The organism is Microbacterium testaceum (genome assembly GCF_001476655.1).
Taxonomy (GTDB): Bacteria; Actinomycetota; Actinomycetes; order Actinomycetales; family Microbacteriaceae; genus Microbacterium; species Microbacterium testaceum_C.
Genome location: NZ_LDRT01000007.1, coordinates 21,938 through 44,153, shown reverse-complemented (window position 1 = coordinate 44,153; position 22,216 = coordinate 21,938). Strand labels below are relative to the sequence as shown.

The following is a 22,216-nucleotide window of genomic DNA, read 5'->3' as shown; positions in this document are numbered from 1 at the left end:
CTTCGACGAGCGCTACGCGTTGACGCCGGGCCCCTCGTCTGCTCTCGGCGGGGCGTCACGGTCGAGCTCCTCGACCGCGGCCAGCGCTCGCGCGATGCGCGCGTCCACGTCGTCCTCCCACCACCGCGGTCCCCGCTCGCCGAGCCCCGACGTGGCGAGGCCGACCCGGCGACGGGCGTCCGCCGTCGCGTCGGCGTCCCCCGCACGCGTCGTGGTGCGCACCGCCGAGCGGGCCCGTCCGAGGTGGGATCTCAAGCGGGCGGCGAGATCCTCCGGGAGCGCCGGGTCCGTGCGGCGCCATCGGCGCCCGTGGATCACGAGCCATCGCTCGTCGTCGGTGACGTCGTCGGCGCACTCATCGATCCCGGATGCCATGCCCCCCAGTCCACCTCGAGAGGGCGCCGCAGAAATCCCCCGGGTGTCCGCCGGGCATCCGTGCTACCGTGGGAGCATCAATTCCGGGATTTGCTTCATGGACGCCCGCCTCATCGATGAGATGTCGGGCGCACGGCACCGAGCCGTTCACCACCAGAATCCCCCTCTATCTCGTCGCACGGCGCGCTCGATGACCTCCGTCACCGCGTGCCTCCCGCGGAAAGTCTCTGTGTCCTCGCTTCACCCTTCGCCACTGTCGTGGCGCCAGGCCGATCTCGACGTCTACGTCGCGACGGCCGGATCCGACTATGCCGGTTTCGTCGGCGCGGCCACCTCGGGCTACGAAGCCCAAGGTCCGCTCGGCGAGAACCTCGGCATCCACACGTCCGTCGGGGCGGCCCAGGCCGCCGTCGACGGGCACCGCGTACGCGGCACCGCCTCGGTGCTGCGGCGTCCCCGTCCGCTCCGCGTTCGTCGGAGCGGCGCCCACGGTCGCTTATGCGGCCCAACATGAATAAAGGAAGAACACGATGGCCACTGGCACCGTGAAATGGTTCAACTCCGAAAAGGGCTACGGCTTCATCGCTCCCGATGACGGCTCCGCCGACCTGTTCGCGCACTTCAGCGCGATCCAGGGCAACGGCTTCAAGGAGCTGACGGAAGCGCAGAAGGTCGAATTCGACGCCGAGCAGGGCCCCAAGGGCATGCAGGCCGCGAACATCCGCCCCCTCTAAGCTCCGCTTCACCCCGAAAGCCGGGTCCGCCGCATCAGCGGCGACCCGGCTTTCGTCGTCTCCTCGGCGTGAACGGAGCGAGTCCGGTAGGTGTGCATTCCCGGTGAGGTTCCTGCACATGTGGATGTATTCCGGGGTGCCCATACGTCGCCCCGTAGGGTGGGGCAAACCCGAGGAAGCCTCTCGGGTTCCCGACTTCGGTCACGAAAATCGAGGAGCAATTCATCGCCTCCACCATCGTCGAGTCCCGTCTCGGCCCCGTCCGTCAGACCTACTCCGGCACCACCGAATTCCCCCCGATCGCGAAGGCCTACACAGAGCTGTCCCAGGTCGTTCGTGAAAGCGGACTCCTCGTCCGCACCCGCGTTTTCTACGCTCTCGTCGGCTCCGCCCTCGTCCTCGCCTTCGCCGGCTGCATCGCCGGTTTCGTCCTCCTCGGTGACAGCTGGTTCCAGCTGCTGATCGCCGCGGCTCTCGGCATCCTGTTCACCCAGGTGGCGTTCCTCGCCCACGAGGCGAACCACCGTCAGATCCTCGCCTCGGGCCCCGCGAACGACCGCCTGGCGCTGTGGATCGGCAATGGCGTCGTCGGCATGAGCCAGTCGTGGTGGGCCTCGAAGCACACCCGCCACCATGCCAATCCCAACCGCGTCGGCAAAGACCCCGACATCGAGATCGACACGATCTCGTTCCTCGACGAGGACGCGGCGAAAGCGCGTGGCATCCAGCGCTGGATCACCCAGCGTCAGGGGTGGCTCTTCTTCCCCCTGCTGACGCTCGAGGGCCTCAACCTCCACGTGCTGGCCATCCGCCACCTGTTCTCGCGCGGCGAGGTCAAGGGGCGTTGGACCGAGCTCGGACTCATCGCGCTGCGTTTCGCGGTGTTCGTGGCCCCGGTCTTCATCTTCCTCCCCGTCGGTATGGCCTTCGCCTTCCTCGGCGTGCAACTCGCGGTGTTCGGCGTGTACATGGGCGCCTCGTTCGCTCCCAACCACAAGGGCATGGCGGTGATCGCCCCCGGCGCGAAGCTCGATTTCTTCAGCAAGCAGGTGCGCACATCGCGCAACATCTCCGGCGGATGGTGGGCCACCTGGCTCATGGGCGGGCTCAACTACCAGATCGAGCACCACCTGTTCCCGAACATGCCGCGTCCGCACCTGAGCCGCGCGCGCGAGATCGTCATCGAGCACTGCCAGACGCTCGGCGTGCCCTACGTCGAGACGACGCTGCTGCAGTCGTACGGCATCGTGATCCAGTATCTGAACCGCGTGGGCCTCGCGGCCCGCGATCCGTTCGAGTGCCCGCTGACCTCGGCCGCACGCCGGGTCTGAGACCTGACCCCACCACGAAGGGCGTCGCGCCGGGACACCGGTCGCGACGCCCTTCGCGTTTCCCTCACCCTCGAGCGTCCAGCTTCGGCGTCGGACACTCTCCGCCGGGCTCTGTCGCCCGCTCGAAGTGCCAGCGCTCGTTCGCGTAGGTCTGGCACAGGCCCCACTCCCGTCCGTGCTCGATGATCCAGAGCTGCGCGTCGAGCGTGCCGATGTCGACCGCCTGTCCCGTCACGTGGCTCGACGTCTCGGGCGTCGCGACGTACTGCCGCGCCACCTCCTCACTGCCGTACGTGCGCACGGCATCGGCGAGAAGTCGTCGTTGCAGATCGGCGCTGCGCCACCCGCTGGTGATGTCGAACCGGATGCCATCGGCCTCGGCCGCGACCTGCGCCGCGCGGAGGGCTTCGAGAAGGGCGGGGTCCAACCGCGCGAGAGCAGGATGCGACTCGTCATCGACGCTCAGCGACGCGTCGTCGGCGATGAGTCCGTCCTCCTCGGTCGGCAGGAAGATCCCCGCCGGCCTCACCACCGCGGCGAACGACGAGAACGTCAGGGTCACCGCGAGAGTGACGATCGCGGCGAGCACGAGCACGATGCCGCCCGCCGTCGCGAGCAGGAGGACGAGACGACGGTGCCCCGCGGCGGGGTCGGAGAGAACGGCCATGAACCGCAGTCCATCGCCCCGCCCGTTGCATGGCCGTATGGACCGGCGGATACGCGGACGATAAGCCCTCAGCCGCGGGCGACCCCGTGCAGCCGGAGATCGCGGAGCTCCCCGTCCACCAGCGTGAGCGTCATCATCGTGCAGCGGGGCTGTCGTCGACGATCCGTGGGCGACCCGGGGTTGAGCAGGCGCATCCCCGCGGGCGTGGTGGTGTCCCACGGGATGTGGGAGTGCCCGAACACGAGCAGGTCGGTGTCGCCGAAAGCGGCATCCATCCTCTGCTCACGGCCGACGGCGGCACCCGTCTCGTGGATCACGCAGACGCGGACGCCCTCGATCTCGGCCCGGGCGATCTCGGGAAGGCGCGCCCGCAGGTCGGCGCCGTCGTTGTTGCCCCACACCCCGAGCACGGGGCCGAGGGCGAGCAGCTCGTCCAGCACGGGCTCGGTCACCCAATCCCCCGCGTGCACGATCAGATCGACGTCGGATGCCGCGCGCCGCACGGCGTCCGGAATCGTCCGGGCACGCTTCGGGACGTGGGTGTCGGCCACGAGGAGCAATCGGGTCGCCATCAGTCCACGCTACATACGCCCGCGATACGCGGCCCCGCCTACGATGACGGAATGCGCGTGCTGATCGTCGAGGACGAGCCCTACCTCGCCGAGGCGATCCGCGACGGACTCCGGCTGGAAGCGATCGCGGCGGACATCGCCGCGGACGGCGATGCCGCCCTCGAGCAGCTGAGCTACACCGTCTACGACGTGGTCGTCCTCGACCGCGACATCCCCGGGCCGAACGGCGACGAGATCGCCCGGCACCTCGCCGGACAGCCCGCCGCCCCGCGCGTGCTCATGCTCACCGCTGCCGACCGGCTCGACGACAAGGCATCCGGGTTCGAGAGCGGAGCCGACGACTATCTCACCAAGCCCTTCGTCCTGAAGGAGCTCGTGCTGCGGTTGCGGGCGCTCGCGCGGCGCCCCTCCACCGGAACTCCCCCGATCCTCGAGCGCGATGGCATCCGTCTGGATCCGTTCCGGCGCGAGGTGTACCGGGACGGACGCTACGTCTCGCTCACCCGGAAGCAGTTCGCGGTGCTCGAGGTACTCATGACCGCGGGCGGCGGTGTGGTCAGCGCGGAGGTCCTGCTCGAGCGCGCGTGGGACGAGAACGCCGACCCGTTCACCAACGCGGTGCGCATCACGATCTCGACGCTGCGGAAGCGCCTCGGTGAGCCGTGGCTCATCCAGACCGTCGCCGGGGTCGGTTACCGCATCGGCCCCGCGGATGCCTGAGCGTCCGGCCGGCCTGTCGGTCCGCATCAAGCTGACCCTCAGTTACGCGGTCTTCGTCGTGATCGTCGGGATCACGCTGTTCACGGTGGGATTCCTCGTGCTCCGTTTCCTGCCCGAGGGCAACCTGTACGCCGACAACGGCCTGTTCACCCCGGCGCGCCGCGACCTCACGGAGGTCTTCGTCAAGTACGCGTGGTTCACCGTCGCCGGGCTGGCGATCGTCGGACTCGGTGGCGGCTGGATCGTCGCGGGTGTCATGCTCCGCCCGCTGACCCGCATCACCGACGCGGCACGCGCCGTGCGCGACGGGAGTCTCGACCGTCGCGTGGCCCTTCCGGGCCGTCGTGACGAGCTGACGGACCTCGCCGACACGTTCGACGCGATGCTCGGCCGTATCGCCGAGACGGTGCAGGAGCAGCGGCGCTTCGCGGCGAACGCCTCGCACGAGTTGCGCACACCGCACGCGACGATGCGGACCATGCTCGAGGTCGCGCGCGCCGACCCCGGCAGCGTCGACGTCGAGAGGTTGCTCGCGCGACTCGACGACACGAACGAGCGCGCCATCCGCTTGACCGAGGCCATTCTCGCCTTGTCGCGCGCGTCCCACGGCGGAGTCATCGCGCGCACCGAGGTGGGCATCGACACTCTCGCCCTCGAGGTCTGCGGCGAGCTCGCTCCCCTCGCCGCGGGAGCCCCCGCCCGCCTCACGACACGCATCGCCTCCCCCGCCGTGGCTGCTGCGGACGAGACCCTCGCACGTCAGATGCTCACCAACCTCGTGCACAACGCGATCGTGCACAGCGGCTCCGACGGAACCGCACCCCGCGAGATCCAGGTCGGCGTGCGCACCGACGCGCGCACCGTGATCATCGACGTGGCCAACACCGGCCCGCACCTCTCGCGCGAGACCGTGGCGACGCTGCCGGAGCCGTTCGTCCGCGCGGGCGGCCGCACGCGGACCGCGGCCGCGGGGACGGGCCTCGGTCTCGCCATCGCGGTCGCGATCGTCCGGGCGCACGAGGGGTCGCTCGAACTGTGGCCGCGCGAGGGCGGTGGACTCCACGCCCGCGTGCGCCTTCCCCGACCGACGGCGGATCAGACGCGCGGCTGAGCGAGGCCGCGCGCGGGGATCAGCCCGCGGCGGGACACCACCTGCGCGGGGATGAACCCACGGCGGGAATCACCCGCGCGAAGCCATCTCCCCCGCACGCACCGCCGCGCGCGTCACGAGCCGCAGGGCGATCACCACCAGCGCGCCCACCGCCGCCCCGAGGGTGTTGTGGAGGACGTCGTCGGCATCGGGGACCCGCCCCGGAATGAGCGACTGGGCGGTCTCGACCGCGAGCGAGACCGCCGCCGCGAAAAGGACCGTCAACGGCGCGAACCGCAGCGGGAGGAGCGCGGCGACCGCGAGGCCCAGCGGCACGAACAGGGCGATGTTCATCACGACGTCGCTGCTGTACGCCGGTGTCACGCCACCCCACCGCTCGGTGACGAGGAAGAACGCGTCGACCGCGCGCTCCTGGAAGGGGCGGATGAGCGCGCGCGGGGCGAGGGTGAGCGCACCCACCACGGCCAGCGCCGCGGCGGCGACGAGGATGCGAGCGGGAGTGAGGACGGGGGCGTTCGGCATGGAGACTCCTGGGTGTTCGGGCTTCCAGCCCACACGCCGCGGTGTTGCGAACGCATCTGCGCCCGCCGATACGCGGACGATACGCCCCGCCGGGACGAGGACAATGGATGCCGTGACCTCCTCCCGCACCCGCCCCGCGCTCGTTCTTCTCGTCGACGTCGTCCTGGTCGTGGTCTTCGCCGCGATCGGGCGCGCGACGCACGACGGCGACGTCCTCGGACCCGCCGGTTCGGGACTGGCGACGACCGCGTGGCCGTTCCTCGTCGCGTTGGGCCTCGGCTGGCTCCTCTCCCGCGCGTGGCGCGCACCTCTCGCGCCCGTGCGCACGGGATTGATCGTGTGGGTTGTCACGGTCGTCGGCGGCATGGTGCTGCGGGCGGTCAGCGGCCAGGGCGTGGCCGTCGCCTTCGTGATCGTCGCGTCGATCACGCTGGCTGTGTTCCTGGTCGGCTGGCGCGCGATCGCCCGGCTGGCGTCGCGGCGCCGCCGGGCCGTCTGACCCGCCGGAGAGAACCCGCCGCGCGTCAGTCCGCGAGCGACACGTCGACCTGGATCTCCGCCGCGAGTCGCTCCAGCTCGGACACCAGATCGTCGGTGTCGACACCGTCGGTCAGCGTCACCGTGATCGACGCCTCGAACAGACGGCCGCCCGCCATCGCGGCATCCGTCGTCTGCGTCGACATGCGCTCGATGCTCACCCCGCGCGCGGTGAGTGCCGCCGAGACCTCCCGCACGATGCCCGGTCGATCGTTGCCGATGACGTCGAGGGTCACGCTGTGAGGGGCGGATGCCGTGCCCTCGGGCGCTCCGGTGTGTACGGTCACCGCGAGGGTACCGGCCATGCCCTCGAGCGCGGCGCGCATCGCCTCGGCCTGATCGGCGCCGACCGACACCTCGACGATGCCGGCGAACGCTCCGGCGAGTTCGGCGAGCTCGCTGTTCTCCCAGTTGCCGCCGTGGGCGTCGATGATGTCGGCGACGGACGACACCAGGCCCGCGCGGTCATCGCCGACGATGGTCAGAACGAGGGTGGTCATGGCCTCAGCGTAGCGACCGGCCCCTGCTAGCGTGGGAGGGACGTCGAGGGGAGGGCGCACATGATCGCATCGCTGATCGCTCTGCTGAACCTGCTCCTCGCGACCGCCGAGCTGGCCCTCACGCCGGGAACCGGCGCCCCGCTTCTCGCGGTGGTCCTCGCCGCGGCGGTCGTCGTCACCGTCGCGGTCGTCCTCGTGGTGCTGCCGGCGCTCCTGGCCGGAGCCGCTCCGCGCGCACCCCGGCCGATCGACCCCTCCGCGCCTCTCGCGCAGAGCGATCCTGACGCCGCCGGGCATCCCCGCCCTCGAGCGCCGGGATTCGTGGCCCGCGCCGCCTAGCCCCTCTCCCCCGCACCGTCCGCCGACGGTGGCCTGTGGCATCCGCTCCGGAGGGGTGGGTGGCGCGCTGATCCCTTGATCGCCGCCACGAACGGAAACCCTCATGGACCTCTTCACCCTCCCCCCGCTCGCCTTCCTCCTCGACCTCACCACCCGCGCCCTGCTCGCTCTCACCGACACCTTCGCGCCTCTCACCGGCGGGCTCGCCGCGGCTCTCGCGGTCATCGCCGTCACGCTCGTCGTCCGGCTCGCGCTCATCCCGGTGGGAATCTCCCAGGCGCGCGCCGAGCAGACTCGCGCGCGTCTCGCTCCGCGCCTGCGCCTTCTTCAGGAACGCTGGCGCAAGAACCCCGAGCGCCTGCAGCGCGAGACGATGCAGCTCTACCGCGATGAGAACACGTCCCCGACCGCCGGTTGCCTCCCCCTTCTCGCGCAGGCTCCGATCGTCGGACTGCTCTACGCCGTGTTCCTGCACCCCACGGTCGGCAGGCACGCCAACACGCTGCTCACCCACGACCTGCTCGGCGTCCCGCTGGGCAGAAGCCTGATCGGCGCCCTGACGACGGGGACGACGGATGCCACGACCCTCGTCGTGTTCGCGAGCCTGGTGCTCGTGATCGCCGGAGTGGCCGAACTGACCCGCCGCCTCCTCCGCCCCGCAACCGACCCCTCGGCGCCGACGTGGATGACGGGCATGGTGGGGGTGCTGCAGTTCTCCACCGCGGTGGTGGCGCTGTTCGTCCCGCTCGCGGCGGCGCTGTACCTGACGGTCACGACCGTGTGGACGCTCGGGCAGCGCCTCGTCCTCCGCCGCCGCTATCCGCTGCCGGCGTGAGACTCAGGGGGTCCGGCGGTCCCACCGGGGGCTGCGCACGGCGTTCACCGCGGCCGTCGCCAGCACGAGGAGCGCCGCGCCCGCGGGGAACAGCATCGCCGCCTCGACCGAGACCTGCTCGGCGACCGCGCCGGTCACCGCCGACGACAGCGCCTGCGCGAGCGTCAACGCCGAGGCGAGGACGGTCATCGTCGACGCGGTGCGCCCGCGCGGGGCACGGTGTCCGGCGAGGCTGAAGAGCGTGACGAGCGAGGGACCGACGCCGATGCCCATGAGGCACAGCACGAGGGTCACCGTGGGAACGGATCCGCCGACGGTGTACGCGCCCGCCGAGGCGGTGAGGATGCTCGCGAACGCCACGAGCCGCCACCGCAGCGAGAAGCGGGCCGGAAGCACGGCGACGGCGAGGGCGAGGACGGCCGAGCCGACGCCCATGACCCCGTACAGCAGGGCGCCGGCCTCGGGAGCGCCCTGGGCTTCCATGAACGCGGTGAGCGAGGTGAGCGTCGAGCCGAAGAACAGTCCCACACCGAAGACCGCGGCCACGAGCACGAGCAGTCGCGGGTGCAGGAGTTCCCGCGCCGGCGCCATCGCCGCGCGCTCGGAACGCTCGGGGACGGCGCGGCCCGTCGGGTGCAGCGCGAACGCCGTGACGAAGACGAAACTGAGCACCGCCGCGCCCGCGATCGGTGCCCACGGGGCGATCAGCGCGGCCAGCAGACCGACCACGAACGGGCCGATCACGAACGCCGTCTCATCTGCGGCGGACTCGTACGCCATCGCACGCGAGAAGGTGCGCTCGCGGCGCTGGGGCTCGACGCGCTCGCCGATGAGTGCCATGACCCGGCTACGCGACATCGCGGCGGTCTGCGGACCCGTGAGCCCGATCGCGATCGCGGAGGCGAGCAGCAGGGCATCCGCATCGGACGCGGAGACGACGAGGGGGAAGAGCGAGAGCAGGATGCCGTTGGCCACGCCCACCGGCACGAGCACACGCCGCTGCCCGAAACGGTCGGCGAGATCGCCGAGCACCGGGCCCGCGACGACGACACCGAGCCCGACCGCGGCCGAGGTGAGCCCACCGAGAGCCACCGACCCGCGCACGGCGACGACCAGAGCCAGGACCCCGACCGTCATCATGGCGAACGGCAGGCGGGCCACGAACGCCACCGGGAAATACCAGAGACCGGTGTGGTGGATGAGCGAGCGGCGGGTGGTCACGGGCAGAGTCATAGAGCGGTCTCCGGAGGCGGGGGAACGTGCCGCCTTGCCGAGCCGGTAGGTAGTTGCACTGCGTGCGGCGGGCGAACCCGCCCTGCCATTCTACCGAGAGGTCAGGAAACGAGCGCGGCGATCGCCGCGATCAGCGATGCCAGGGCCAGCACGAGCGCCAGTGCGATGAGGACGGTGTGCACGATGAGGAAGGGTGTCGCCTTGCCCGCGGCGTTCTTCGCGCGAGGGTCCTTCGCGACGCGCGTGTAGAACCGCGGCCAGACCACCGCGTTGAAAACGGCGTTGGCGAACAGCAGGGCGATCAGGACCGATTCCATGCTCTCAGCCTAAGTTCTGTCTTCGCCCGTCACAGCGCGCACGCGATGCAACGGCGGGCGAAAGGACGTGCCTCCAACCGGGCGTCACCGATCGGGCGGCCGCAGTTCTCGCACACCCCGAACGTCCCGGATGCCACGCGCTCCCGCGCCGCCTGGATCTCGAGGCGCTCGGCCTCGGCGCCCCGGCGCAGGGCGTCGACCTGCGCCCACTCCCCCGAGAGGGTGGAGCCCTCGGGATCGTGCTCGTCGTCGGCCGTGGCATCCGCCCGATCGTGACGCAGGCTCGCCTCGTCTTCGCGCAAGCGTGCGAGGCGATGATCGACCTCGCGCCGGCGGTCGTCGAGCATGCGCTCGGCCTGTGCGGCATCCATCCCTCGACGCTAGCCCCCGCCACCGACATCGGCTCTGCGGCAGGATCGGGGCATGAGCGAGCTTCGTCGTCACTGGACTCCGACCGCCGTGCTGTACCTCGTCCTGTCGGTTGCGGGACTGGTGGGCACGTGGACCTTCAACGCCCTCGCGATCGTGCAGATGCGCGACTTCCTCGGCGACCTCGTCGCGAGCGGCCCGGCGGTGTCGTCGATCACCGTCGATCTGCTCGTCGTGGCCGTCGCCGGGAGCGTGTTCGTCATCGTCGAGGCGCGCCGCATCGGGATGCGGTTCGGGTGGCTGTACGTCGTGCTCTCGGGCCTCACCGCGTTCGCGTTCACGTTCCCGCTCTTCCTCGCGATGCGCCAGCGCCACCTCACGGCCCGCCGTGCGGCGACCACGGGAGCGTGAGGTGCCGACGACCGCGGCACCTCACGCCGTCCGGTCAGCGCGCGGCGAGACCTTCGCGCAGTCCCTCCACGAGCGCCGTGGTCGGGCGTCCGAGGACGCGCGACAGCGTGCCGTCGGTCTGCGCCAGCGCGCCGCGAGCGATCGCGTCGTCGATGCCCGCGACGAAGGCGGCGGTACCGGCATCCAGTCCCGCTGCCTCGAGACCGGCCGCGAGCTGTTCGACGGTCACGGCCGTGTAGACGACGGGGCGGCCGACGACCTCCGAGGCCGCCGCCGCGAGCTCGTCGTACGTCCACGCGACGTCTCCGCCCAGTTCGAGCGTCTGTCCGCGCAGCTCGTCTCCGATCAGCGCGATCGCCGCGGCCTCGGCGTAGTCGCGACGGCTGGCGCTGGCCACGCGGGCGTCTCCGACGGCGGCGACGATCTCGCCCGTCTCGGCCGCACGGGCCACGGTGTCGAGGTAGTTCTCGGAGTACCAGTTGTTGCGCAAGATGGTCGCCTCGACGCCGGACGCGGCGATGAGACCCTCGGTCGCCTTGTGGTCGGCGCCGAGCGCGTAGTCGATCTCGTCGTTGCGCGGAGCGCTCGTGTAGACGAGACGCTCGATGCCGGCCGCCCGCACCGCCTCGACGACGTTTCCGTGGCCGGCGACGCGGTCGGCGTCGGTCCCGGAGATCAGCAGAACGCGGCTCACGCCGTCGAGAGCCGGCGCGAGAGTCTCGGGGCGCGCGTAGTCGAACTCGACGACGCGGATGCCGCGGTCGGCGAGGTCGCTCGCCTTGGCGGGGGTGCGGACGCCGGCGACGACATCGGATGCCGGGACGCCGCGCTCGAGCAGGGCGTCGACGACGAGACGGCCGAGGTGTCCGGAAGCGGCGGTGACGAGGAGGGTCATGGGAGTGTCCTTTCGGTCGGTACGTCGAGCACAACGCACCCCCGTTCGGCACATTCCGGAATGCTGGTACCCACTTTCTGGTTAGGTACTCACATGAGCGTCAGTCTTGCTGAAATCAGGGCAGAACACCCGGGACTTTTTTCCGACGGGTGTCCCACTCGGACCGTACTCGACCACGTCATGGGGAAGTGGGGCATTCTCGTGCTCATGGCCCTGTCGGACGGGACGCAGCGGTGGGGCGTGCTGCGCCGGAACGTCTCGGGGATCAGCGAGAAGATGCTCGCGAGCACGTTGAAGACGCTGGAGGCAGACGGACTGGTGGTCCGCACCGCCTATCCCGAGGTGCCTCCGCGTGTGGAGTACGGGCTGACCGACCGCGGCCGCGGCCTGATGACACACGTCCTCCCCCTCATGGGCTGGGTCGCCGAGAACGCCGCCGCCATCGTCGCCCGTCCGGAGTGACCGTGCTCTCGATCCCCTCGCGGCTGATGCGCGAGAGCCTGTCGTTCCGGACGAAACGCCGCGCACCCCTCCTCCAGGTGGCGAAGTCCGCGATCGCCACCGTCGCCGCATGGCTCGTCGCCGGATGGCTGGTGCAGGGACCGCCGCCGATCTTCGCCGCGATCGCCGCGCTCCTCGTGGTCCAGCCCAGCATCAACCAGTCGCTGACCCGTGCGGTGGAACGCAGCGTCGGCGTCGTCGTCGGCGTCGTCATCGCCTCGCTCCTCGGCATCGCGCTCGGCAGCCCGACCTGGGTGATCCTGCTCTCTGCCGGAGTGGCACTGGTGATCGCGTGGGCGCTGCGGATGTCGCCCGGCGCGACCAATCAGGTCGCGATCAGCGCGATCCTCGTCCTCGCGCTGGGCACCGCGACACCCAACTACGCCGTCGACCGCGTGCTCGAGACGCTCATCGGGGCGCTCGTCGGCATCGTCGTCAACGTCGCGCTCGTTCCGCCGGTTCTCGTCCCGCCCGCGCGCGAGAAGCTTGAGGTCCTCGGGCGCGAGCTCGCCGCGGCTCTGGAGCGCCTCGCCGAGGCCCTCGAGGCGCCGCAGACTCCGGCGAGCCTGGAAGAGCTCCTTCTCGAGGCGCGACTGCTGCGCCCCGTCCGAGATGCTGCGGCCGCCGCCATCGCGGACGGCGCCGACTCGCTGTCATTGAATCCTCGCAGCGGCCGTCACCGGACCGATCTGCGCGCGATGCAGGATCTGCTCGATCGCTTCACGCCCGTGGTGACGCAGGCGATCGGCATGACCCGCGCCGTCTACGACGGCTACGACGCGACCATTGCCGAGGAGCCGTCGGTGCGCGCCATCGCCGAGCAGCTGCACCGCGCGGCGCACGACGTCCGCCGCGCGTTCGCGGTGGACACGGGGGCCGACCTCCCCATCGCGACCGAGGAGCCCGCGCTCACCCGTCCGCTGCAGATCCGCACGCCGTCCCCCGCCCACTGGGTGCTGGTCGGCTCGCTCCTGATGGATCTGCACCGCGTGCACGAGACGCTGCGGGACGGGGAGGGGTGACACCCGGGCCGCTCCTCCGGTGACGCCGCCGGTGAGGCGACCCCGGAGGTGACACCGCCTGCGGTCGAGCCGTCGTCACGGCGCGGCCGTGCGGAATCGGACCGACCCCGTGGGAAGGGCACGACTTGGCCTTCTCCGACCCCGGTTGCTCGCGACCCTGGTTGACTGGGGCGATGGGTACCGCGATGTTCCCTCTGGGAGCTGTCCTCTTCCCGCACACGCCGTTGGCGCTGCGGATCTTCGAAGAGCGCTACCTCGTCATGCTCGGGCGGTTGCTCGACGAGTCCGACCCCGCGTTCGGTGTCGTCCTCATCGAGCGCGGAACCGAGACCGGGGGCGGAGACCAGCGGTTCGCGATCGGCACGATGGCCCGCTTGAGCCACGTGCTCCCCGAGGCGGACCAGCTCCAGATCGTCGCCCGCGGCACAGGACGCTTCGAGATCGTCACCTGGCTCGACGACGACCCCTACCCGCGCGCCGACGTGCGCGCCCTCCCGGATCTCGGGTGGAACGATGCCCTCACTCCCCTGCTCGAGGAGGCGGAGCGCATCGTCCGACGCGTCCTGGGCCGGGCGGTCCAGTTCGGCGGCAGCCGCTGGGATCCCGAGGTCGAGCTGTCCGAAGACCCGATCGAGCGGGCGTGGCAACTCGCCGCGATCGCTCCGCTGGGAGAGCTCGATCAGATCGAGCTGCTGCGCTCGGCGACCGCGGGTGGCCTCCTGCGCGCGACGATCGATCTCACTCTGGCCGCGGAGCCGCTGCTGAGCGAGCCCATCCCCGACGGTGTCATCGTGATCGACGACGACGACACCGCCGGGGAATGATCCGCGCCCCGCGGACCACTCGTCACGGAGAGGGAGCTGTCTTCTCCTCGACGATCGCCTCCGCGATCAGCGTGTCGCCCGCGCCGAAACGGATGAACCGTCCGATCGTTGCGGACTGGAGCAGCACCGCTGCCGCGACCGCGGCCACATCGGCCCGTCCCACCTCGGCAGAGCCCTGCGGCGCGGTGCTGATGCGTCCGGTGGGCGGATCGAGCGTGAGAGTTCCGGGGCCGAGGATGGTCCAGTCCAGGTCGCTGGCACGCACGTAGTCGTCGGCGGCGAGCTTTGCGTCGGCATACGCGAAGAACGAGTCGTCGGGTGAGATGCCGTGATCCGGCACCGAACCGATCCACGACACCATGACGAAGCGTCGTACCCCCGCGACGCCGGCCGCGTCGACCGCGCGTTGCGCGGCATCCCGATCCACCGCGTACGTGCGATCGGCATCCCCGCCGCCGGCGCCGGCCGCCCAGACGACGGCGTCCGCCCCGGCGAAGGCCTCGGCGAGCGCCTCGACGTCCGCCTTCTCGACGTCGAGGACGAGCGGCGTTCCGCCCGCCTTCTCGACATCGGCCGTCTGGTCGGGGTTGCGGATGACCGACACCGCCTCGTCGCCGCGCTTCGACAGGAGACCGGCCAGGTGCAGGGCGACCTTCCCGTGGCCCCCGATGATCACGATGCGTTCCATGTCACTGTCCTCCGGCTTTCTCGATCGACATCTTCAGGATCACTCGGTCCGCCCGGTCCGGCGGAGCCTGCTGCTCGGGGTTTCCGTACCGCTGACCGAGGCGCACGTAGAAGGCACCCTCGGGGTCGGCGACCTCTTCGACCAGTCGCCCGCGCACCTCGATGTAGCGGTACGGCTGCGCCGGGTCGTAGACCATGAAGCTCATCGACGGGTTGTGCTGCAGGTTGCGGTACTTCTGCCGCGTCACGGTGTGCGTGAACAGAAGGTGCTCGCCGTCGTACTCGAACCACATCGGGTTCACCTGCACCGTGCCATCGGGACGAACCGTGCCGAGCGCGCCGTAATACGGCTCCTCGAGCAGGTCGCGCAATCTGTCGGGGATCATGCGGCTCCTCTCCTGGGTCGATCGAGTCCGACCCTACGCGCGACCCCCGACACGCCCTCGCGGGGTTGACGGCCTCAGCTCACGTCCCCGTCCAGGTAGACCCAACGCCCGGCACGGCGGACGAACCGGCTGCGCTCCGACAGGACCTGGTGCTCAGAGCCGAGCCGCCACGCCGCGCGGAACGCGACGACGGCGGTGTCGGCCTCTTCGTATGCCTCGTCGATCACGAGACCCTCCCAGACGGTGCCGTCGGCGAGCTCGAGCTCGTCGGGACGGGTACGCGGATGCCACGATCGCGCGAGATGCGTGAGATCGCCCACGACGTACGCGGTGTATCGGGAACGCATCAGCCGCTGCGCCGACGGTGCCGCGACTCCGTCGAGAATCGGGCCGCAGCAGCGACCGAACTCGCCCCCGCCGCACGGGCAGGCCGAGGTCGACGACGGACGCGCGCGGGGGGAGCCGAAGGACATCCCGCCACTGTATGACGAGCCGCGCGCTCACTTTCCACAGGACCCCGCCGTGAGCCTGACGGCCTTCGTACGATAGTCCGGGGAGGCGACATGACGAATCACACCACGACGGGAGCGCGCCCGCCGTTCGCCGCGTACGGTCCGGCGTCGGCCGGTTACGGTCCGGGAGCTTCCGTCGACGCCCCGCCGGCCGCGGGTCCCTCCGCTGCCGGCGCGCCCGCTCCCTGGCCGAGCCCCGCCATTCTCACCAACGGCTCCGCCGCACCGGCGGGTCCCCCCGCGTCTCGGCCCCCGCGGCGCGGGCTCGGTATCGCGGCGCTCGCGCTCGCGGGCGTGGGCGCGCTCGCCGCGTTCACGGCTTCGTTCCTCTCCTGGATGTTGTTGGTCACCGCTCTCGTGCTCGCGATCGTGCACCTGGCACGCCGCGGCGGCGCCCGCGTGGCCGCGGTGCTGGCGATCGTGCTGGTCGGCTTCGGCATGCTCATCGCCCTCATCGCCGCGCTGGTGTCCGGGTTCGCCTCGTCGGGCTCGGGTATCGGTTCCGCACCCGATCCCGAGACCGATACGTACACGCTCGCTCAGCGCCTCGCGCTACAGCCCGGCCGAGGATCCACGTCGGAACTGACGTGGGGCACCGCTCAGACCGTCATCGATTCCGACACGGGCGACGAGGTCTGGTCCCTTCGCGCCCTCGCGCCCATCGACATCACCGACGACATGGCCTCGGCGAGCCCCGCTCCGTTCACGGCTTCCGGGTCGTTGATCGCGATCCCCATCGAGATCACCAATCTCACCGACCAGACCATCGACTCCGACGCCTGGCAGCTGCGGTTCGGCACGAGCTATCGCCACTCCGACGGCAGTTACGGGGAGGCCGTCTACGACCCGGCCGTGACCGAGGCGTATCCGAGCCGGTACGACATCACCGCCGTCGCGCCCGGAGCCACCGTCACCTTCTACTTGGTTCAGGACATGTCGATCGCCGAGGCCGACGCGGGAAGCGTCGAGGTCGGGCTCTACTCCGGTGACATCATCACGTGGACCTCGACCGGCGGCTGACCCGCCCCCGTGCCAGGATGAACGCCGTGACCGACCGCCTCATGCTCCTCGACACCGCGTACGACCTGTCCGTCGCGGGCGCCTACCCCAGCCGCTAGGGCATCTCGGAGCCCATCGCGCCCGGAGAGACGGTCATGTACCGCGTCCAGAACACACCGTTCGCCGGCTCCGACAAGGGCAGCCTCGAGGTGGGACTCTCCTCCGGCGACTCGATCACCTGGACGACGACCGGCGGCTGAAGCGGATTCGCTGAACGGGCCGACCTCAACCGAGGTCCCGGATGTGGAGCAAAGACTTCACCCGGAGCGAACGACGAAGATCCGGGCGAGTCAGACCATCGACGACGACGGCGGCACCGATCCAGCGTGCGCCACTCATCTCGACCAGTGCCCTGCAGGCGTCAGCCTGCGCTCCGGTGGCAATCCAGTCATCGACGAAGAGCACCCGGTCGCCCGCTCGAAGAAGCGACCGCCGGAGTCCCAGGCTCAGGTGTTCGTCTCGGAAATCGGGTGCCGTCACGACCTCCCACCACGCGTCACTGTCGGCGGAGCGCCCATGGTTCTTGCGGACCTCGGCGAACCCAACCCCCAAGCTCAGGGCCACCAGGATGCCAAGCAGGCTCCCGCGTGACTGCGTGCCCATCACGACGTTCGGCGATTCGCCCTCGAACAACGTCGCGAGGGACGGGCCAATCTGGTCGACGATATGCGCATCACGCCACCAGCCGGTGACATCCGCGCGGTAGTCCGGGGCAGTCCTGTCACCGATCCACCGAAAGCGGGCCCGCAACGCGTCTCGTATTTCTGGCATGCATCACGGTCCCGCACCGTCCCGAGAGGAGGAGCGTGCCCGCGGCGCATTCTTGGCGGATGATGCACGGCAGGCCTCGTCACGCTGCGGATGACGTCGCCGTTCGACCCGAAGACCCGCGAGCTCTGCGATTTCACCCGCACGCCACTCCGGGAGACGATCCTCAACCATCCACTCCCGGCCTCCCTCATTCGCCCCCCCTAAAGCCCTCTGCGGAGGACCTCGTCGAGCACGAAAGCGACCCACGGAGCCGACAGCGACACGACGACGGAGAATGACGGGCGAGGAGCGAGGAAGCGGACGCCACCGAGCGACCGCGTGGTTACCCTGGGCACATGGCATCCCCGCCCGACAAGCTCATGCTCCTCGACACCGCGTCCCTCTACTTCCGCGCGTTCTACGGAGTACCCGACAAAGTCCGCGCTGCCGACGGCACCTCCGTCAACGCCGTGCGGGGCCTGCTCGACATGGTCGCGAAGCTCGTCACGACGTACCGTCCCACCCGTGTGGTGGCGTGCTGGGACGACGACTGGCGCCCGGCGTGGCGCGTCGATCTGATCCCCACCTACAAGGCGCACCGCGTCGTCGAGGCGGTCGCGACCGGACCCGACCGCGAAGAGACCCCTGAGGCCCTCCTGGCCCAGATCCCCCTCATCCGCGACGCGCTCGCCGTCCTCGGGATCCCCGTCGTCGGAGCCGCCGACCACGAAGCCGACGACGTGATCGGCACCCTGGCGACCACCGCGGACGTCCCCGTCGACGTCGTCACCGGCGACCGCGATCTCTTCCAGCTGATCGACGACGAGCGCGAAGTCCGCATCGTGTACACCGCACGCGGAATGAGCAACCTCGAACTAGTCGACGACGCGGCGGTCATGTCGAAGTACGGCATCCACGCGGCGCAGTACGCCGACTTCGCGGTGTTGCGCGGTGATCCCTCGGACGGCCTGCCCGGCGTCGCCGGCATCGGCGAGAAGTCGGCCACGGCCCTGCTCACCGCACACGGCGACCTCGACGGCATCCTCGCCGCAGCCGAGAGCGGCACCGGCGGCACGCCCGCTCAACGCGCGAAGATCCTCGCGGCCACCGATTACCTCGCCGTCGCGCCCACCGTCGTACGGGTCGTGCGCAATCTCGACATGGACGCGCCCGACGACGTGTTACGGCCGCTGGGCGACGACCGCCGCGCCGCCGCGGAAGCCCTCGCCGAACGCTGGAACCTCGGCTCGTCGATGAGCCGCGCCCTGGCCGTCCTGCCCCGCTGACCGTACGACCTCCCGCGGATCACCGCTCCCGTTCGAGCCACTCCCGCAGCCGCCCCAGCGGCCACGTCGTCACGACGCGATCGTGGGGAACCCCGGCCGCCTCGGCGCGCGCCGCTCCGTAGTCGAGCAGCGACAGCTGGCCGGGCGCGTGCGCGTCCGAGTCGATCGAGAACAGGCACCCCTCGGAGAGCGCGATCGCGATCAGCTCATCGGGAGGGTCCTGCCGTTCGGGACGCGAGTTGATCTCGACCGCCACCCCCGACGCCGCACACGCGGCGAAGACCGCTCGCGCGTCGAACTCCGAGGGAGGGCGTGTTCCCCGCGCCCCCTCGACGAGCCGCCCCGTGACGTGCCCGAGGACGTCCACGCGCGGATCGCTCGCCGCCGCGACGAGTCGCCGCGTCATCGGCGCCCGGTCCATACGGAGCTTCGAATGAGCGGATGCCACGACCACATCGAGCTCTCGCAGGAGCGCATCTTCCTGGTCCAGCTCACCGTCGTCGAGGATGTCGACCTCGATCCCCGACAGCAGGGTGAAGCCCCCGCCGCTCAGGCCGCGGACGACCTCGAGCTGGGCGCGCAGCCGCTCGGGTGACAACCCGTTCGCCACGGTGAGGCGAGGGGAATGGTCCGTCACAGCGAGGTACTCGTGGCCCAGAGCGCACCCCGCCTCGACCATCGCTTCGATCGGCGTCACCCCGTCCGACCATTCGCTGTGGCTGTGCAGGTCTCCCCGCAGGGTGGCGCGCAGGGCCTCCCCGCCGACGGCACCCTTCGTCTCGCGGAGCGCGGCAAGCCGCTCGGGCACCCCACCGGCCAGTGCCTGCTGGATCACCGCGAAGGTCGACTCGCCGATGCCGGAACGCCGACGGAGTCCGGGATCGCGGAGCTCCGCCTCACTGAGGCCGTCGATCGCGGCCGCTGCCGTGCGGAACGCCTTCGACTTGTACCGGGACGCCCGCTCGCGCTCGAGCAGGTACGCGATCTCGTTCAGGGCGTCCAGCGGTCGCATGGGTTACTCCGCGAGCTCCCGAGTGGTCGAGATCCACGCGTCGAGCTTCGCGGATGCCCGACCGTCGTCCACCGCGGCGGCGGCATCGGCCATCGCTTCGGAGAGGCGCTCGAGGATCGGGCGCTGCACCTCGGCGGCATCCTGGAACAAGCGGTACGACACGAGTCCCGCGGCGGCATTCAGCAGGACGATGTCGCGCACCGGCCCCGTCTCACCCGCGAGCGTGCGCCGGACGACCTCGGCGTTGTGATCGGGGGTTCCGCCGAGCAGAGCGTCGATCTCCACGAGAGGGATGCCGAGATCCCGCGGGTCCAGATCGTGCTCGTGGACGTCACCGCGACTGATTTCCCACAGGCGGCTGTGCCCCGTCGTCGTGAGTTCGTCCAGGCCGTCGTCGCCGCGGAACACCAGCGCCGTGGCCCCGCGGGTGCGGAAGACACCCGTGATGAGCGGGACACGGTCCAGGTGAGCGACCCCGACAGCGTTCGCCTCCGCCCGGGCGGGATTGCACAACGGCCCGAGGAAGTTGAAGACGGTCGGCACGCCCAGCTCGGAGCGCGTCGGCCCCGCGTGACGGAAGCCGGGGTGGAAGGCCGCAGCGAACGCGAAGGTGATCCCGGTGCGCTCGAGGGTCTCGGCGACGTGCTCCGGGTCGAGAGTGAGGGCGATCCCGAGCGATGACAGCACATCCGAGGATCCGGATGCCGAACTCGCCGCGCGGTTGCCGTGCTTGACGACGGGGACTCCGGATGCCGCCGCCACCACGGCGGCCATCGTCGAGACGTTGACGGTGCCATAGCGATCGCCGCCGGTGCCGACGATGTCGAGGACCTCGGCGCGCACCGGCAGGGGAACGGCGGCCTCGAGGATCGCGTCGCGGAACCCGACGATCTCTTCCACCGTCTCGCCCTTGGCGCGCAACGCGACGAGGAATCCGGCGAGCTGCGAGGGCGTCGCCTCACCCGCCATGACCCGTCTCATCGCCCACGTCGATTCCGACACGCTGAGGTCTCGTCCTTCCAGGAGGGAGGTGAGCACATCGGGCCAGGTCACGCGTTCCGCCATGACACGATCCTTCCACACCCCTCCCGCCCGCTCAGCGCCGGTACCGACGCCGTGAAAGTCACGCCGTACCGGGGATTCCCCGTTGATTCTTAGGTTTCCCTAAGTCTCGAGCGTGGAATATCTCCAGCTCCAGATGGGAATATCGACCCGTCGGATCGCGCATAATGGGATGGTGACGACCTCAGCGACGTATTCCCAGGCCGTGCGTGCCGTGAAGCGGCCCGACCCGGTCGCCGTGGGCACCATCGTGTGGCTGGGCAGCGAGGTCATGTTCTTCGCCGGCCTCTTCGCCATCTACTTCACTCTGCGCAGCACTTCCGCGTCCCTCTGGGCGCAGGAGACCGAGCTGCTCAACGTCCCCTTCGCGACCGTCAACACGATCATCCTCGTGCTGTCGTCGGTCACGTGCCAGATGGGCGTGTTCGCTGCCGAGCGGTACCAGCCGTACCGCACCGGCAAGTCGTTCCGCTTCGTCCAGTGGGGCATGGTGGAGTGGTTCTATCTCACGTTCATCCTCGGAGCCGTCTTCGTGTCGGGCCAGGTGTGGGAGTACGCGACGCTCGTGGCCGAAGGCATGCCCATCAGCGCCAACCCCTACGCCTCGGCCTTCTACCTGACCACCGGCTTCCACGCCCTGCACGTGACAGGCGGGCTCATCGCCTTCCTCCTCGTGATCGGCCGCGCTTACGCCGTGAAGAACTTCGGACGCAAAGAGATGACCACCTCGATCGTCGTGTCGTACTACTGGCACTTCGTCGACGTCGTCTGGATCGCCCTGTTCTTCGTCATCTACTTCCTGAAGTAAGAGAGCTGTACCTGACATGGCACGAGAGAAGAAGCCGCGCCGCGCCTCCGGGCGCCGCAGTCCCCTGGCCGCCGCCGCGCTGATCGGCATCGGCCTCCTGCTGACCGGCGGTGTCTACGCGGGCGCCTCCGCGGCCATGGCCGCGACGGACACCCCGACGAGCAACGCCTCGTCCGCGACCGCGGTCGAAGAGGGCAAGAAGCTCTTCCAGGCGAACTGCGCGACCTGCCACGGCCTCGACCTCGAGGGCAGCCAGCAGGGTCCGTCGCTCTTCGGCGTCGGCGAGCTGTCGGTCCACTTCCAGGTGTCGACCGGTCGTATGCCGCTGCAGGCCCAGGGCCCCCAGGCACCGGTCAAGCCGCCGCAGTTCACCGAGGAGCAGATCAACGCGATCGCCGCGTTCGTGCAGTCGGCGGCCCCCGGCCCGACCTACCCGAGCGCCGAGATCACCGACGGCGAAGGCGATCTCTCCCACGGCGCCGAGCTGTTCCGCATCAACTGCGCGATGTGCCACAACGTGGCCGGTGCCGGCGGTGCGCTCACCGAGGGCAAGTGGGCCCCGGATCTGCACACCGTGACGCCCGTCAACATGTACGCGGCCATGGTCACCGGTCCCCAGAACATGCCGGTCTTCAACGACATGAACCTCACCCCCGAAGACAAGCGCGACGTCATCTCGTACCTGATGTTCCTGCAGAAGTCCGAGTCCCCCGGCGGGTTCTCGCTCGGTTCGCTCGGACCGGTCTCTGAGGGTCTGTTCATCTGGATCTTCGGAATCGGAGCGCTCATCGCGCTCACCGTGTGGATCACGGCGAAGTCCAACTGACCGTCGTCATCGA

The 22,216-nt window shown here is 70.2% G+C and carries 31 protein-coding genes; 16 read left to right on the top strand and 15 right to left on the bottom strand.

All coding sequences use genetic code 11. The features are described from left to right. Positions 1 to 12: 12 nt before the first annotated feature. Positions 13 to 375, bottom strand: a complete 363-nt coding sequence (locus NS220_RS01490; protein ID WP_058622336.1) for a hypothetical protein — start codon at positions 373 to 375, stop codon at positions 13 to 15. 229 nt (positions 376 to 604) lie between these two features. Between NS220_RS01490 and NS220_RS01485 the strand changes: the two genes are divergently transcribed. From NS220_RS01485 to NS220_RS01475, 3 genes are all read left to right on the top strand, one after another. After that, positions 605 to 889, top strand: a complete 285-nt coding sequence (locus tag NS220_RS01485) for a hypothetical protein (RefSeq protein WP_058622335.1) — start codon at positions 605 to 607, stop codon at positions 887 to 889. A 16-nt stretch (positions 890 to 905) separates the two neighbouring features. Beyond that, positions 906 to 1,109 carry a cold-shock protein gene (locus NS220_RS01480; protein ID WP_013583139.1) on the top strand — a complete coding sequence of 68 codons (204 nt, stop codon included), beginning with the start codon at positions 906 to 908 and terminating at the stop codon, positions 1,107 to 1,109. A 236-nt stretch (positions 1,110 to 1,345) separates the two neighbouring features. After that, positions 1,346 to 2,440: a fatty acid desaturase family protein gene (locus NS220_RS01475; RefSeq protein ID WP_440589451.1), complete on the top strand. Its 1,095-nt coding sequence runs from the start codon at positions 1,346 to 1,348 to the stop codon at positions 2,438 to 2,440. Positions 2,441 to 2,504: 64 nt separating this feature from the next. Here the strand turns inward: NS220_RS01475 and NS220_RS01470 are convergent, their stop codons facing one another. Both NS220_RS01470 and NS220_RS01465 read right to left on the bottom strand, forming a co-directional pair. Further along, the gene (locus NS220_RS01470) at positions 2,505 to 3,107 is read right to left on the bottom strand and encodes a M15 family metallopeptidase (RefSeq protein WP_081322924.1); all 603 of its coding nucleotides are present in this window, start codon (positions 3,105 to 3,107) and stop codon (positions 2,505 to 2,507) included. Between the two features lie 68 nt (positions 3,108 to 3,175). After that, positions 3,176 to 3,679: a metallophosphoesterase family protein gene (locus tag NS220_RS01465; protein WP_058622333.1), complete on the bottom strand. Its 504-nt coding sequence runs from the start codon at positions 3,677 to 3,679 to the stop codon at positions 3,176 to 3,178. A gap of 51 nt (positions 3,680 to 3,730) precedes the next feature. Here NS220_RS01465 and NS220_RS01460 point away from each other — a divergent pair, with 51 nt between their 5' ends. Both NS220_RS01460 and NS220_RS01455 read left to right on the top strand, forming a co-directional pair. Then, a complete protein-coding gene (locus NS220_RS01460) occupies positions 3,731 to 4,399 on the top strand; it encodes a response regulator transcription factor (protein ID WP_058622332.1) in 669 nt (222 codons plus the stop codon). Next, positions 4,392 to 5,510 carry a HAMP domain-containing sensor histidine kinase gene (locus tag NS220_RS01455; protein ID WP_058622331.1) on the top strand — a complete coding sequence of 373 codons (1,119 nt, stop codon included), beginning with the start codon at positions 4,392 to 4,394 and terminating at the stop codon, positions 5,508 to 5,510. Before NS220_RS01460 ends, NS220_RS01455 begins: the two co-directional genes overlap by 8 nt. A gap of 69 nt (positions 5,511 to 5,579) precedes the next feature. On the opposite strand, the gene NS220_RS01450 is transcribed toward NS220_RS01455, so the two are convergent. Then, complete coding sequence (locus NS220_RS01450) at positions 5,580 to 6,032, bottom strand: VanZ family protein (protein WP_058622330.1); 453 nt, start codon at positions 6,030 to 6,032, stop codon at positions 5,580 to 5,582. Between the two features lie 103 nt (positions 6,033 to 6,135). Between NS220_RS01450 and NS220_RS01445 the strand changes: the two genes are divergently transcribed. After that, positions 6,136 to 6,531, top strand: coding sequence for a DUF3054 domain-containing protein (locus tag NS220_RS01445; protein WP_058622329.1), 396 nt, complete (start codon positions 6,136 to 6,138; stop codon positions 6,529 to 6,531). Positions 6,532 to 6,556: 25 nt separating this feature from the next. Here the strand turns inward: NS220_RS01445 and NS220_RS01440 are convergent, their stop codons facing one another. Continuing rightward, positions 6,557 to 7,069: a glycine cleavage system protein R gene (locus NS220_RS01440; RefSeq protein ID WP_058622328.1), complete on the bottom strand. Its 513-nt coding sequence runs from the start codon at positions 7,067 to 7,069 to the stop codon at positions 6,557 to 6,559. 60 nt (positions 7,070 to 7,129) lie between these two features. On the opposite strand from NS220_RS01440, the gene NS220_RS01435 reads away from it, so the two are divergent. Both NS220_RS01435 and NS220_RS01430 read left to right on the top strand, forming a co-directional pair. Then, positions 7,130 to 7,408 (top strand): DUF6412 domain-containing protein, encoded by a 279-nt coding sequence (locus NS220_RS01435; protein WP_058622327.1) that lies wholly within the window; start codon positions 7,130 to 7,132, stop codon positions 7,406 to 7,408. Between the two features lie 103 nt (positions 7,409 to 7,511). Next, positions 7,512 to 8,243, top strand: coding sequence for a YidC/Oxa1 family membrane protein insertase (locus NS220_RS01430; RefSeq protein ID WP_058622326.1), 732 nt, complete (start codon positions 7,512 to 7,514; stop codon positions 8,241 to 8,243). Positions 8,244 to 8,246: 3 nt separating this feature from the next. Here NS220_RS01430 and NS220_RS01425 read toward each other — a convergent pair whose 3' ends face one another. The 3 genes from NS220_RS01425 to NS220_RS01415 all read right to left on the bottom strand — a co-directional run bounded on the left by NS220_RS01425 (position 8,247) and on the right by NS220_RS01415 (position 10,164). Beyond that, complete coding sequence (locus NS220_RS01425) at positions 8,247 to 9,476, bottom strand: MFS transporter (RefSeq protein WP_058622325.1); 1,230 nt, start codon at positions 9,474 to 9,476, stop codon at positions 8,247 to 8,249. 101 nt (positions 9,477 to 9,577) lie between these two features. After that, on the bottom strand, positions 9,578 to 9,793 hold the full coding sequence (locus NS220_RS01420) for an SCO4848 family membrane protein (protein WP_058622324.1): 216 nt from the start codon (positions 9,791 to 9,793) through the stop codon (positions 9,578 to 9,580). A gap of 29 nt (positions 9,794 to 9,822) precedes the next feature. Further along, positions 9,823 to 10,164, bottom strand: a complete 342-nt coding sequence (locus NS220_RS01415; RefSeq protein WP_058622323.1) for a TraR/DksA family transcriptional regulator — start codon at positions 10,162 to 10,164, stop codon at positions 9,823 to 9,825. 52 nt (positions 10,165 to 10,216) lie between these two features. Between NS220_RS01415 and NS220_RS01410 the strand changes: the two genes are divergently transcribed. Then, the gene (locus tag NS220_RS01410; RefSeq protein WP_058622322.1) at positions 10,217 to 10,573 is read left to right on the top strand and encodes a DUF2834 domain-containing protein; all 357 of its coding nucleotides are present in this window, start codon (positions 10,217 to 10,219) and stop codon (positions 10,571 to 10,573) included. Positions 10,574 to 10,607: 34 nt separating this feature from the next. Here NS220_RS01410 and NS220_RS01405 read toward each other — a convergent pair whose 3' ends face one another. Beyond that, entirely contained in the window at positions 10,608 to 11,468 is an 861-nt protein-coding gene (locus NS220_RS01405; protein ID WP_058622321.1) for an SDR family oxidoreductase, read from the bottom strand. Positions 11,469 to 11,561: 93 nt separating this feature from the next. On the opposite strand from NS220_RS01405, the gene NS220_RS01400 reads away from it, so the two are divergent. The 3 genes from NS220_RS01400 to NS220_RS01390 all read left to right on the top strand — a co-directional run bounded on the left by NS220_RS01400 (position 11,562) and on the right by NS220_RS01390 (position 13,815). Next, positions 11,562 to 11,930: a winged helix-turn-helix transcriptional regulator gene (locus NS220_RS01400; protein WP_058622320.1), complete on the top strand. Its 369-nt coding sequence runs from the start codon at positions 11,562 to 11,564 to the stop codon at positions 11,928 to 11,930. Then, complete coding sequence (locus tag NS220_RS01395; protein ID WP_346335415.1) at positions 11,927 to 12,991, top strand: FUSC family protein; 1,065 nt, start codon at positions 11,927 to 11,929, stop codon at positions 12,989 to 12,991. The genes NS220_RS01400 and NS220_RS01395 overlap by 4 nt, the downstream gene beginning before the upstream one ends. A gap of 173 nt (positions 12,992 to 13,164) precedes the next feature. After that, entirely contained in the window at positions 13,165 to 13,815 is a 651-nt protein-coding gene (locus NS220_RS01390; RefSeq protein WP_058622319.1) for an LON peptidase substrate-binding domain-containing protein, read from the top strand. A gap of 22 nt (positions 13,816 to 13,837) precedes the next feature. On the opposite strand, the gene NS220_RS01385 is transcribed toward NS220_RS01390, so the two are convergent. The 3 genes from NS220_RS01385 to NS220_RS01375 form a co-directional block, all read right to left on the bottom strand. Further along, positions 13,838 to 14,503: an NAD(P)H-binding protein gene (locus NS220_RS01385; RefSeq protein WP_058622318.1), complete on the bottom strand. Its 666-nt coding sequence runs from the start codon at positions 14,501 to 14,503 to the stop codon at positions 13,838 to 13,840. Between the two features lies 1 nt (position 14,504). Then, the gene (locus NS220_RS01380; protein WP_058622317.1) at positions 14,505 to 14,888 is read right to left on the bottom strand and encodes a PPOX class F420-dependent oxidoreductase; all 384 of its coding nucleotides are present in this window, start codon (positions 14,886 to 14,888) and stop codon (positions 14,505 to 14,507) included. Positions 14,889 to 14,962: 74 nt separating this feature from the next. Beyond that, positions 14,963 to 15,361: a YchJ family protein gene (locus tag NS220_RS01375; RefSeq protein ID WP_058622316.1), complete on the bottom strand. Its 399-nt coding sequence runs from the start codon at positions 15,359 to 15,361 to the stop codon at positions 14,963 to 14,965. Between the two features lie 90 nt (positions 15,362 to 15,451). Between NS220_RS01375 and NS220_RS01370 the strand changes: the two genes are divergently transcribed. Next, a complete protein-coding gene (locus NS220_RS01370; protein ID WP_058622315.1) occupies positions 15,452 to 16,420 on the top strand; it encodes a hypothetical protein in 969 nt (322 codons plus the stop codon). 264 nt (positions 16,421 to 16,684) lie between these two features. Here NS220_RS01370 and NS220_RS01365 read toward each other — a convergent pair whose 3' ends face one another. Next, positions 16,685 to 17,230, bottom strand: a complete 546-nt coding sequence (locus tag NS220_RS01365; protein WP_153004101.1) for a phosphoribosyltransferase family protein — start codon at positions 17,228 to 17,230, stop codon at positions 16,685 to 16,687. A 335-nt stretch (positions 17,231 to 17,565) separates the two neighbouring features. On the opposite strand from NS220_RS01365, the gene NS220_RS01360 reads away from it, so the two are divergent. Beyond that, on the top strand, positions 17,566 to 18,495 hold the full coding sequence (locus tag NS220_RS01360) for a 5'-3' exonuclease (RefSeq protein WP_242864489.1): 930 nt from the start codon (positions 17,566 to 17,568) through the stop codon (positions 18,493 to 18,495). Between the two features lie 19 nt (positions 18,496 to 18,514). On the opposite strand, the gene NS220_RS01355 is transcribed toward NS220_RS01360, so the two are convergent. Both NS220_RS01355 and trpD read right to left on the bottom strand, forming a co-directional pair. Continuing rightward, positions 18,515 to 19,507: a PHP domain-containing protein gene (locus NS220_RS01355; RefSeq protein WP_058622314.1), complete on the bottom strand. Its 993-nt coding sequence runs from the start codon at positions 19,505 to 19,507 to the stop codon at positions 18,515 to 18,517. A gap of 3 nt (positions 19,508 to 19,510) precedes the next feature. After that, on the bottom strand, positions 19,511 to 20,572 hold the full coding sequence (gene trpD / locus NS220_RS01350) for an anthranilate phosphoribosyltransferase (protein WP_058622313.1): 1,062 nt from the start codon (positions 20,570 to 20,572) through the stop codon (positions 19,511 to 19,513). 169 nt (positions 20,573 to 20,741) lie between these two features. Here trpD and ctaE point away from each other — a divergent pair, with 169 nt between their 5' ends. Both ctaE and qcrC read left to right on the top strand, forming a co-directional pair. After that, a complete protein-coding gene (gene ctaE / locus NS220_RS01345) occupies positions 20,742 to 21,377 on the top strand; it encodes an aa3-type cytochrome oxidase subunit III (RefSeq protein ID WP_013583166.1) in 636 nt (211 codons plus the stop codon). 16 nt (positions 21,378 to 21,393) lie between these two features. Next, positions 21,394 to 22,203 carry a cytochrome bc1 complex diheme cytochrome c subunit gene (gene qcrC / locus NS220_RS01340; protein WP_058622312.1) on the top strand — a complete coding sequence of 270 codons (810 nt, stop codon included), beginning with the start codon at positions 21,394 to 21,396 and terminating at the stop codon, positions 22,201 to 22,203. Positions 22,204 to 22,216 lie beyond the last annotated feature (13 nt).

Excerpts from the sequence above, each read along its gene's own strand:
- NS220_RS01420 (WP_058622324.1), bottom strand. The coding sequence starts at position 9,793 with ATGGAATCGGTCCTGATCGCCCTGCTGTTCGCCAACGCCGTTTTCAAC.
- NS220_RS01365 (WP_153004101.1), bottom strand. The coding sequence starts at position 17,230 with ATGCCAGAAATACGAGACGCGTTGCGGGCCCGCTTTCGGTGGATCGGT.
- NS220_RS01440 (WP_058622328.1), bottom strand. The coding sequence starts at position 7,069 with ATGACCACCCTCGTTCTGACCATCGTCGGCGATGACCGCGCGGGCCTG.
- NS220_RS01460 (WP_058622332.1), top strand. The coding sequence starts at position 3,731 with ATGCGCGTGCTGATCGTCGAGGACGAGCCCTACCTCGCCGAGGCGATC.
- NS220_RS01465 (WP_058622333.1), bottom strand. The coding sequence starts at position 3,679 with ATGGCGACCCGATTGCTCCTCGTGGCCGACACCCACGTCCCGAAGCGT.
- NS220_RS01415 (WP_058622323.1), bottom strand. The coding sequence starts at position 10,164 with ATGGATGCCGCACAGGCCGAGCGCATGCTCGACGACCGCCGGCGCGAG.
- NS220_RS01400 (WP_058622320.1), top strand. The coding sequence starts at position 11,562 with ATGAGCGTCAGTCTTGCTGAAATCAGGGCAGAACACCCGGGACTTTTT.
- NS220_RS01360 (WP_242864489.1), top strand. The coding sequence starts at position 17,566 with ATGGCATCCCCGCCCGACAAGCTCATGCTCCTCGACACCGCGTCCCTC.
- NS220_RS01455 (WP_058622331.1), top strand. The coding sequence starts at position 4,392 with ATGCCTGAGCGTCCGGCCGGCCTGTCGGTCCGCATCAAGCTGACCCTC.
- NS220_RS01385 (WP_058622318.1), bottom strand. The coding sequence starts at position 14,503 with ATGGAACGCATCGTGATCATCGGGGGCCACGGGAAGGTCGCCCTGCAC.
- NS220_RS01410 (WP_058622322.1), top strand. The coding sequence starts at position 10,217 with ATGAGCGAGCTTCGTCGTCACTGGACTCCGACCGCCGTGCTGTACCTC.
- NS220_RS01490 (WP_058622336.1), bottom strand. The coding sequence starts at position 375 with ATGGCATCCGGGATCGATGAGTGCGCCGACGACGTCACCGACGACGAG.
- NS220_RS01355 (WP_058622314.1), bottom strand. The coding sequence starts at position 19,507 with ATGCGACCGCTGGACGCCCTGAACGAGATCGCGTACCTGCTCGAGCGC.
- NS220_RS01370 (WP_058622315.1), top strand. The coding sequence starts at position 15,452 with ATGACGAATCACACCACGACGGGAGCGCGCCCGCCGTTCGCCGCGTAC.
- trpD (WP_058622313.1), bottom strand. The coding sequence starts at position 20,572 with ATGGCGGAACGCGTGACCTGGCCCGATGTGCTCACCTCCCTCCTGGAA.
- NS220_RS01480 (WP_013583139.1), top strand. The coding sequence starts at position 906 with ATGGCCACTGGCACCGTGAAATGGTTCAACTCCGAAAAGGGCTACGGC.
- NS220_RS01375 (WP_058622316.1), bottom strand. The coding sequence starts at position 15,361 with ATGTCCTTCGGCTCCCCCCGCGCGCGTCCGTCGTCGACCTCGGCCTGC.
- NS220_RS01390 (WP_058622319.1), top strand. The coding sequence starts at position 13,165 with ATGGGTACCGCGATGTTCCCTCTGGGAGCTGTCCTCTTCCCGCACACG.
- NS220_RS01445 (WP_058622329.1), top strand. The coding sequence starts at position 6,136 with ATGGATGCCGTGACCTCCTCCCGCACCCGCCCCGCGCTCGTTCTTCTC.
- ctaE (WP_013583166.1), top strand. The coding sequence starts at position 20,742 with ATGGTGACGACCTCAGCGACGTATTCCCAGGCCGTGCGTGCCGTGAAG.
- qcrC (WP_058622312.1), top strand. The coding sequence starts at position 21,394 with ATGGCACGAGAGAAGAAGCCGCGCCGCGCCTCCGGGCGCCGCAGTCCC.
- NS220_RS01405 (WP_058622321.1), bottom strand. The coding sequence starts at position 11,468 with ATGACCCTCCTCGTCACCGCCGCTTCCGGACACCTCGGCCGTCTCGTC.
- NS220_RS01430 (WP_058622326.1), top strand. The coding sequence starts at position 7,512 with ATGGACCTCTTCACCCTCCCCCCGCTCGCCTTCCTCCTCGACCTCACC.
- NS220_RS01425 (WP_058622325.1), bottom strand. The coding sequence starts at position 9,476 with ATGACTCTGCCCGTGACCACCCGCCGCTCGCTCATCCACCACACCGGT.
- NS220_RS01435 (WP_058622327.1), top strand. The coding sequence starts at position 7,130 with ATGATCGCATCGCTGATCGCTCTGCTGAACCTGCTCCTCGCGACCGCC.
- NS220_RS01450 (WP_058622330.1), bottom strand. The coding sequence starts at position 6,032 with ATGCCGAACGCCCCCGTCCTCACTCCCGCTCGCATCCTCGTCGCCGCC.
- NS220_RS01380 (WP_058622317.1), bottom strand. The coding sequence starts at position 14,888 with ATGATCCCCGACAGATTGCGCGACCTGCTCGAGGAGCCGTATTACGGC.
- NS220_RS01470 (WP_081322924.1), bottom strand. The coding sequence starts at position 3,107 with ATGGCCGTTCTCTCCGACCCCGCCGCGGGGCACCGTCGTCTCGTCCTC.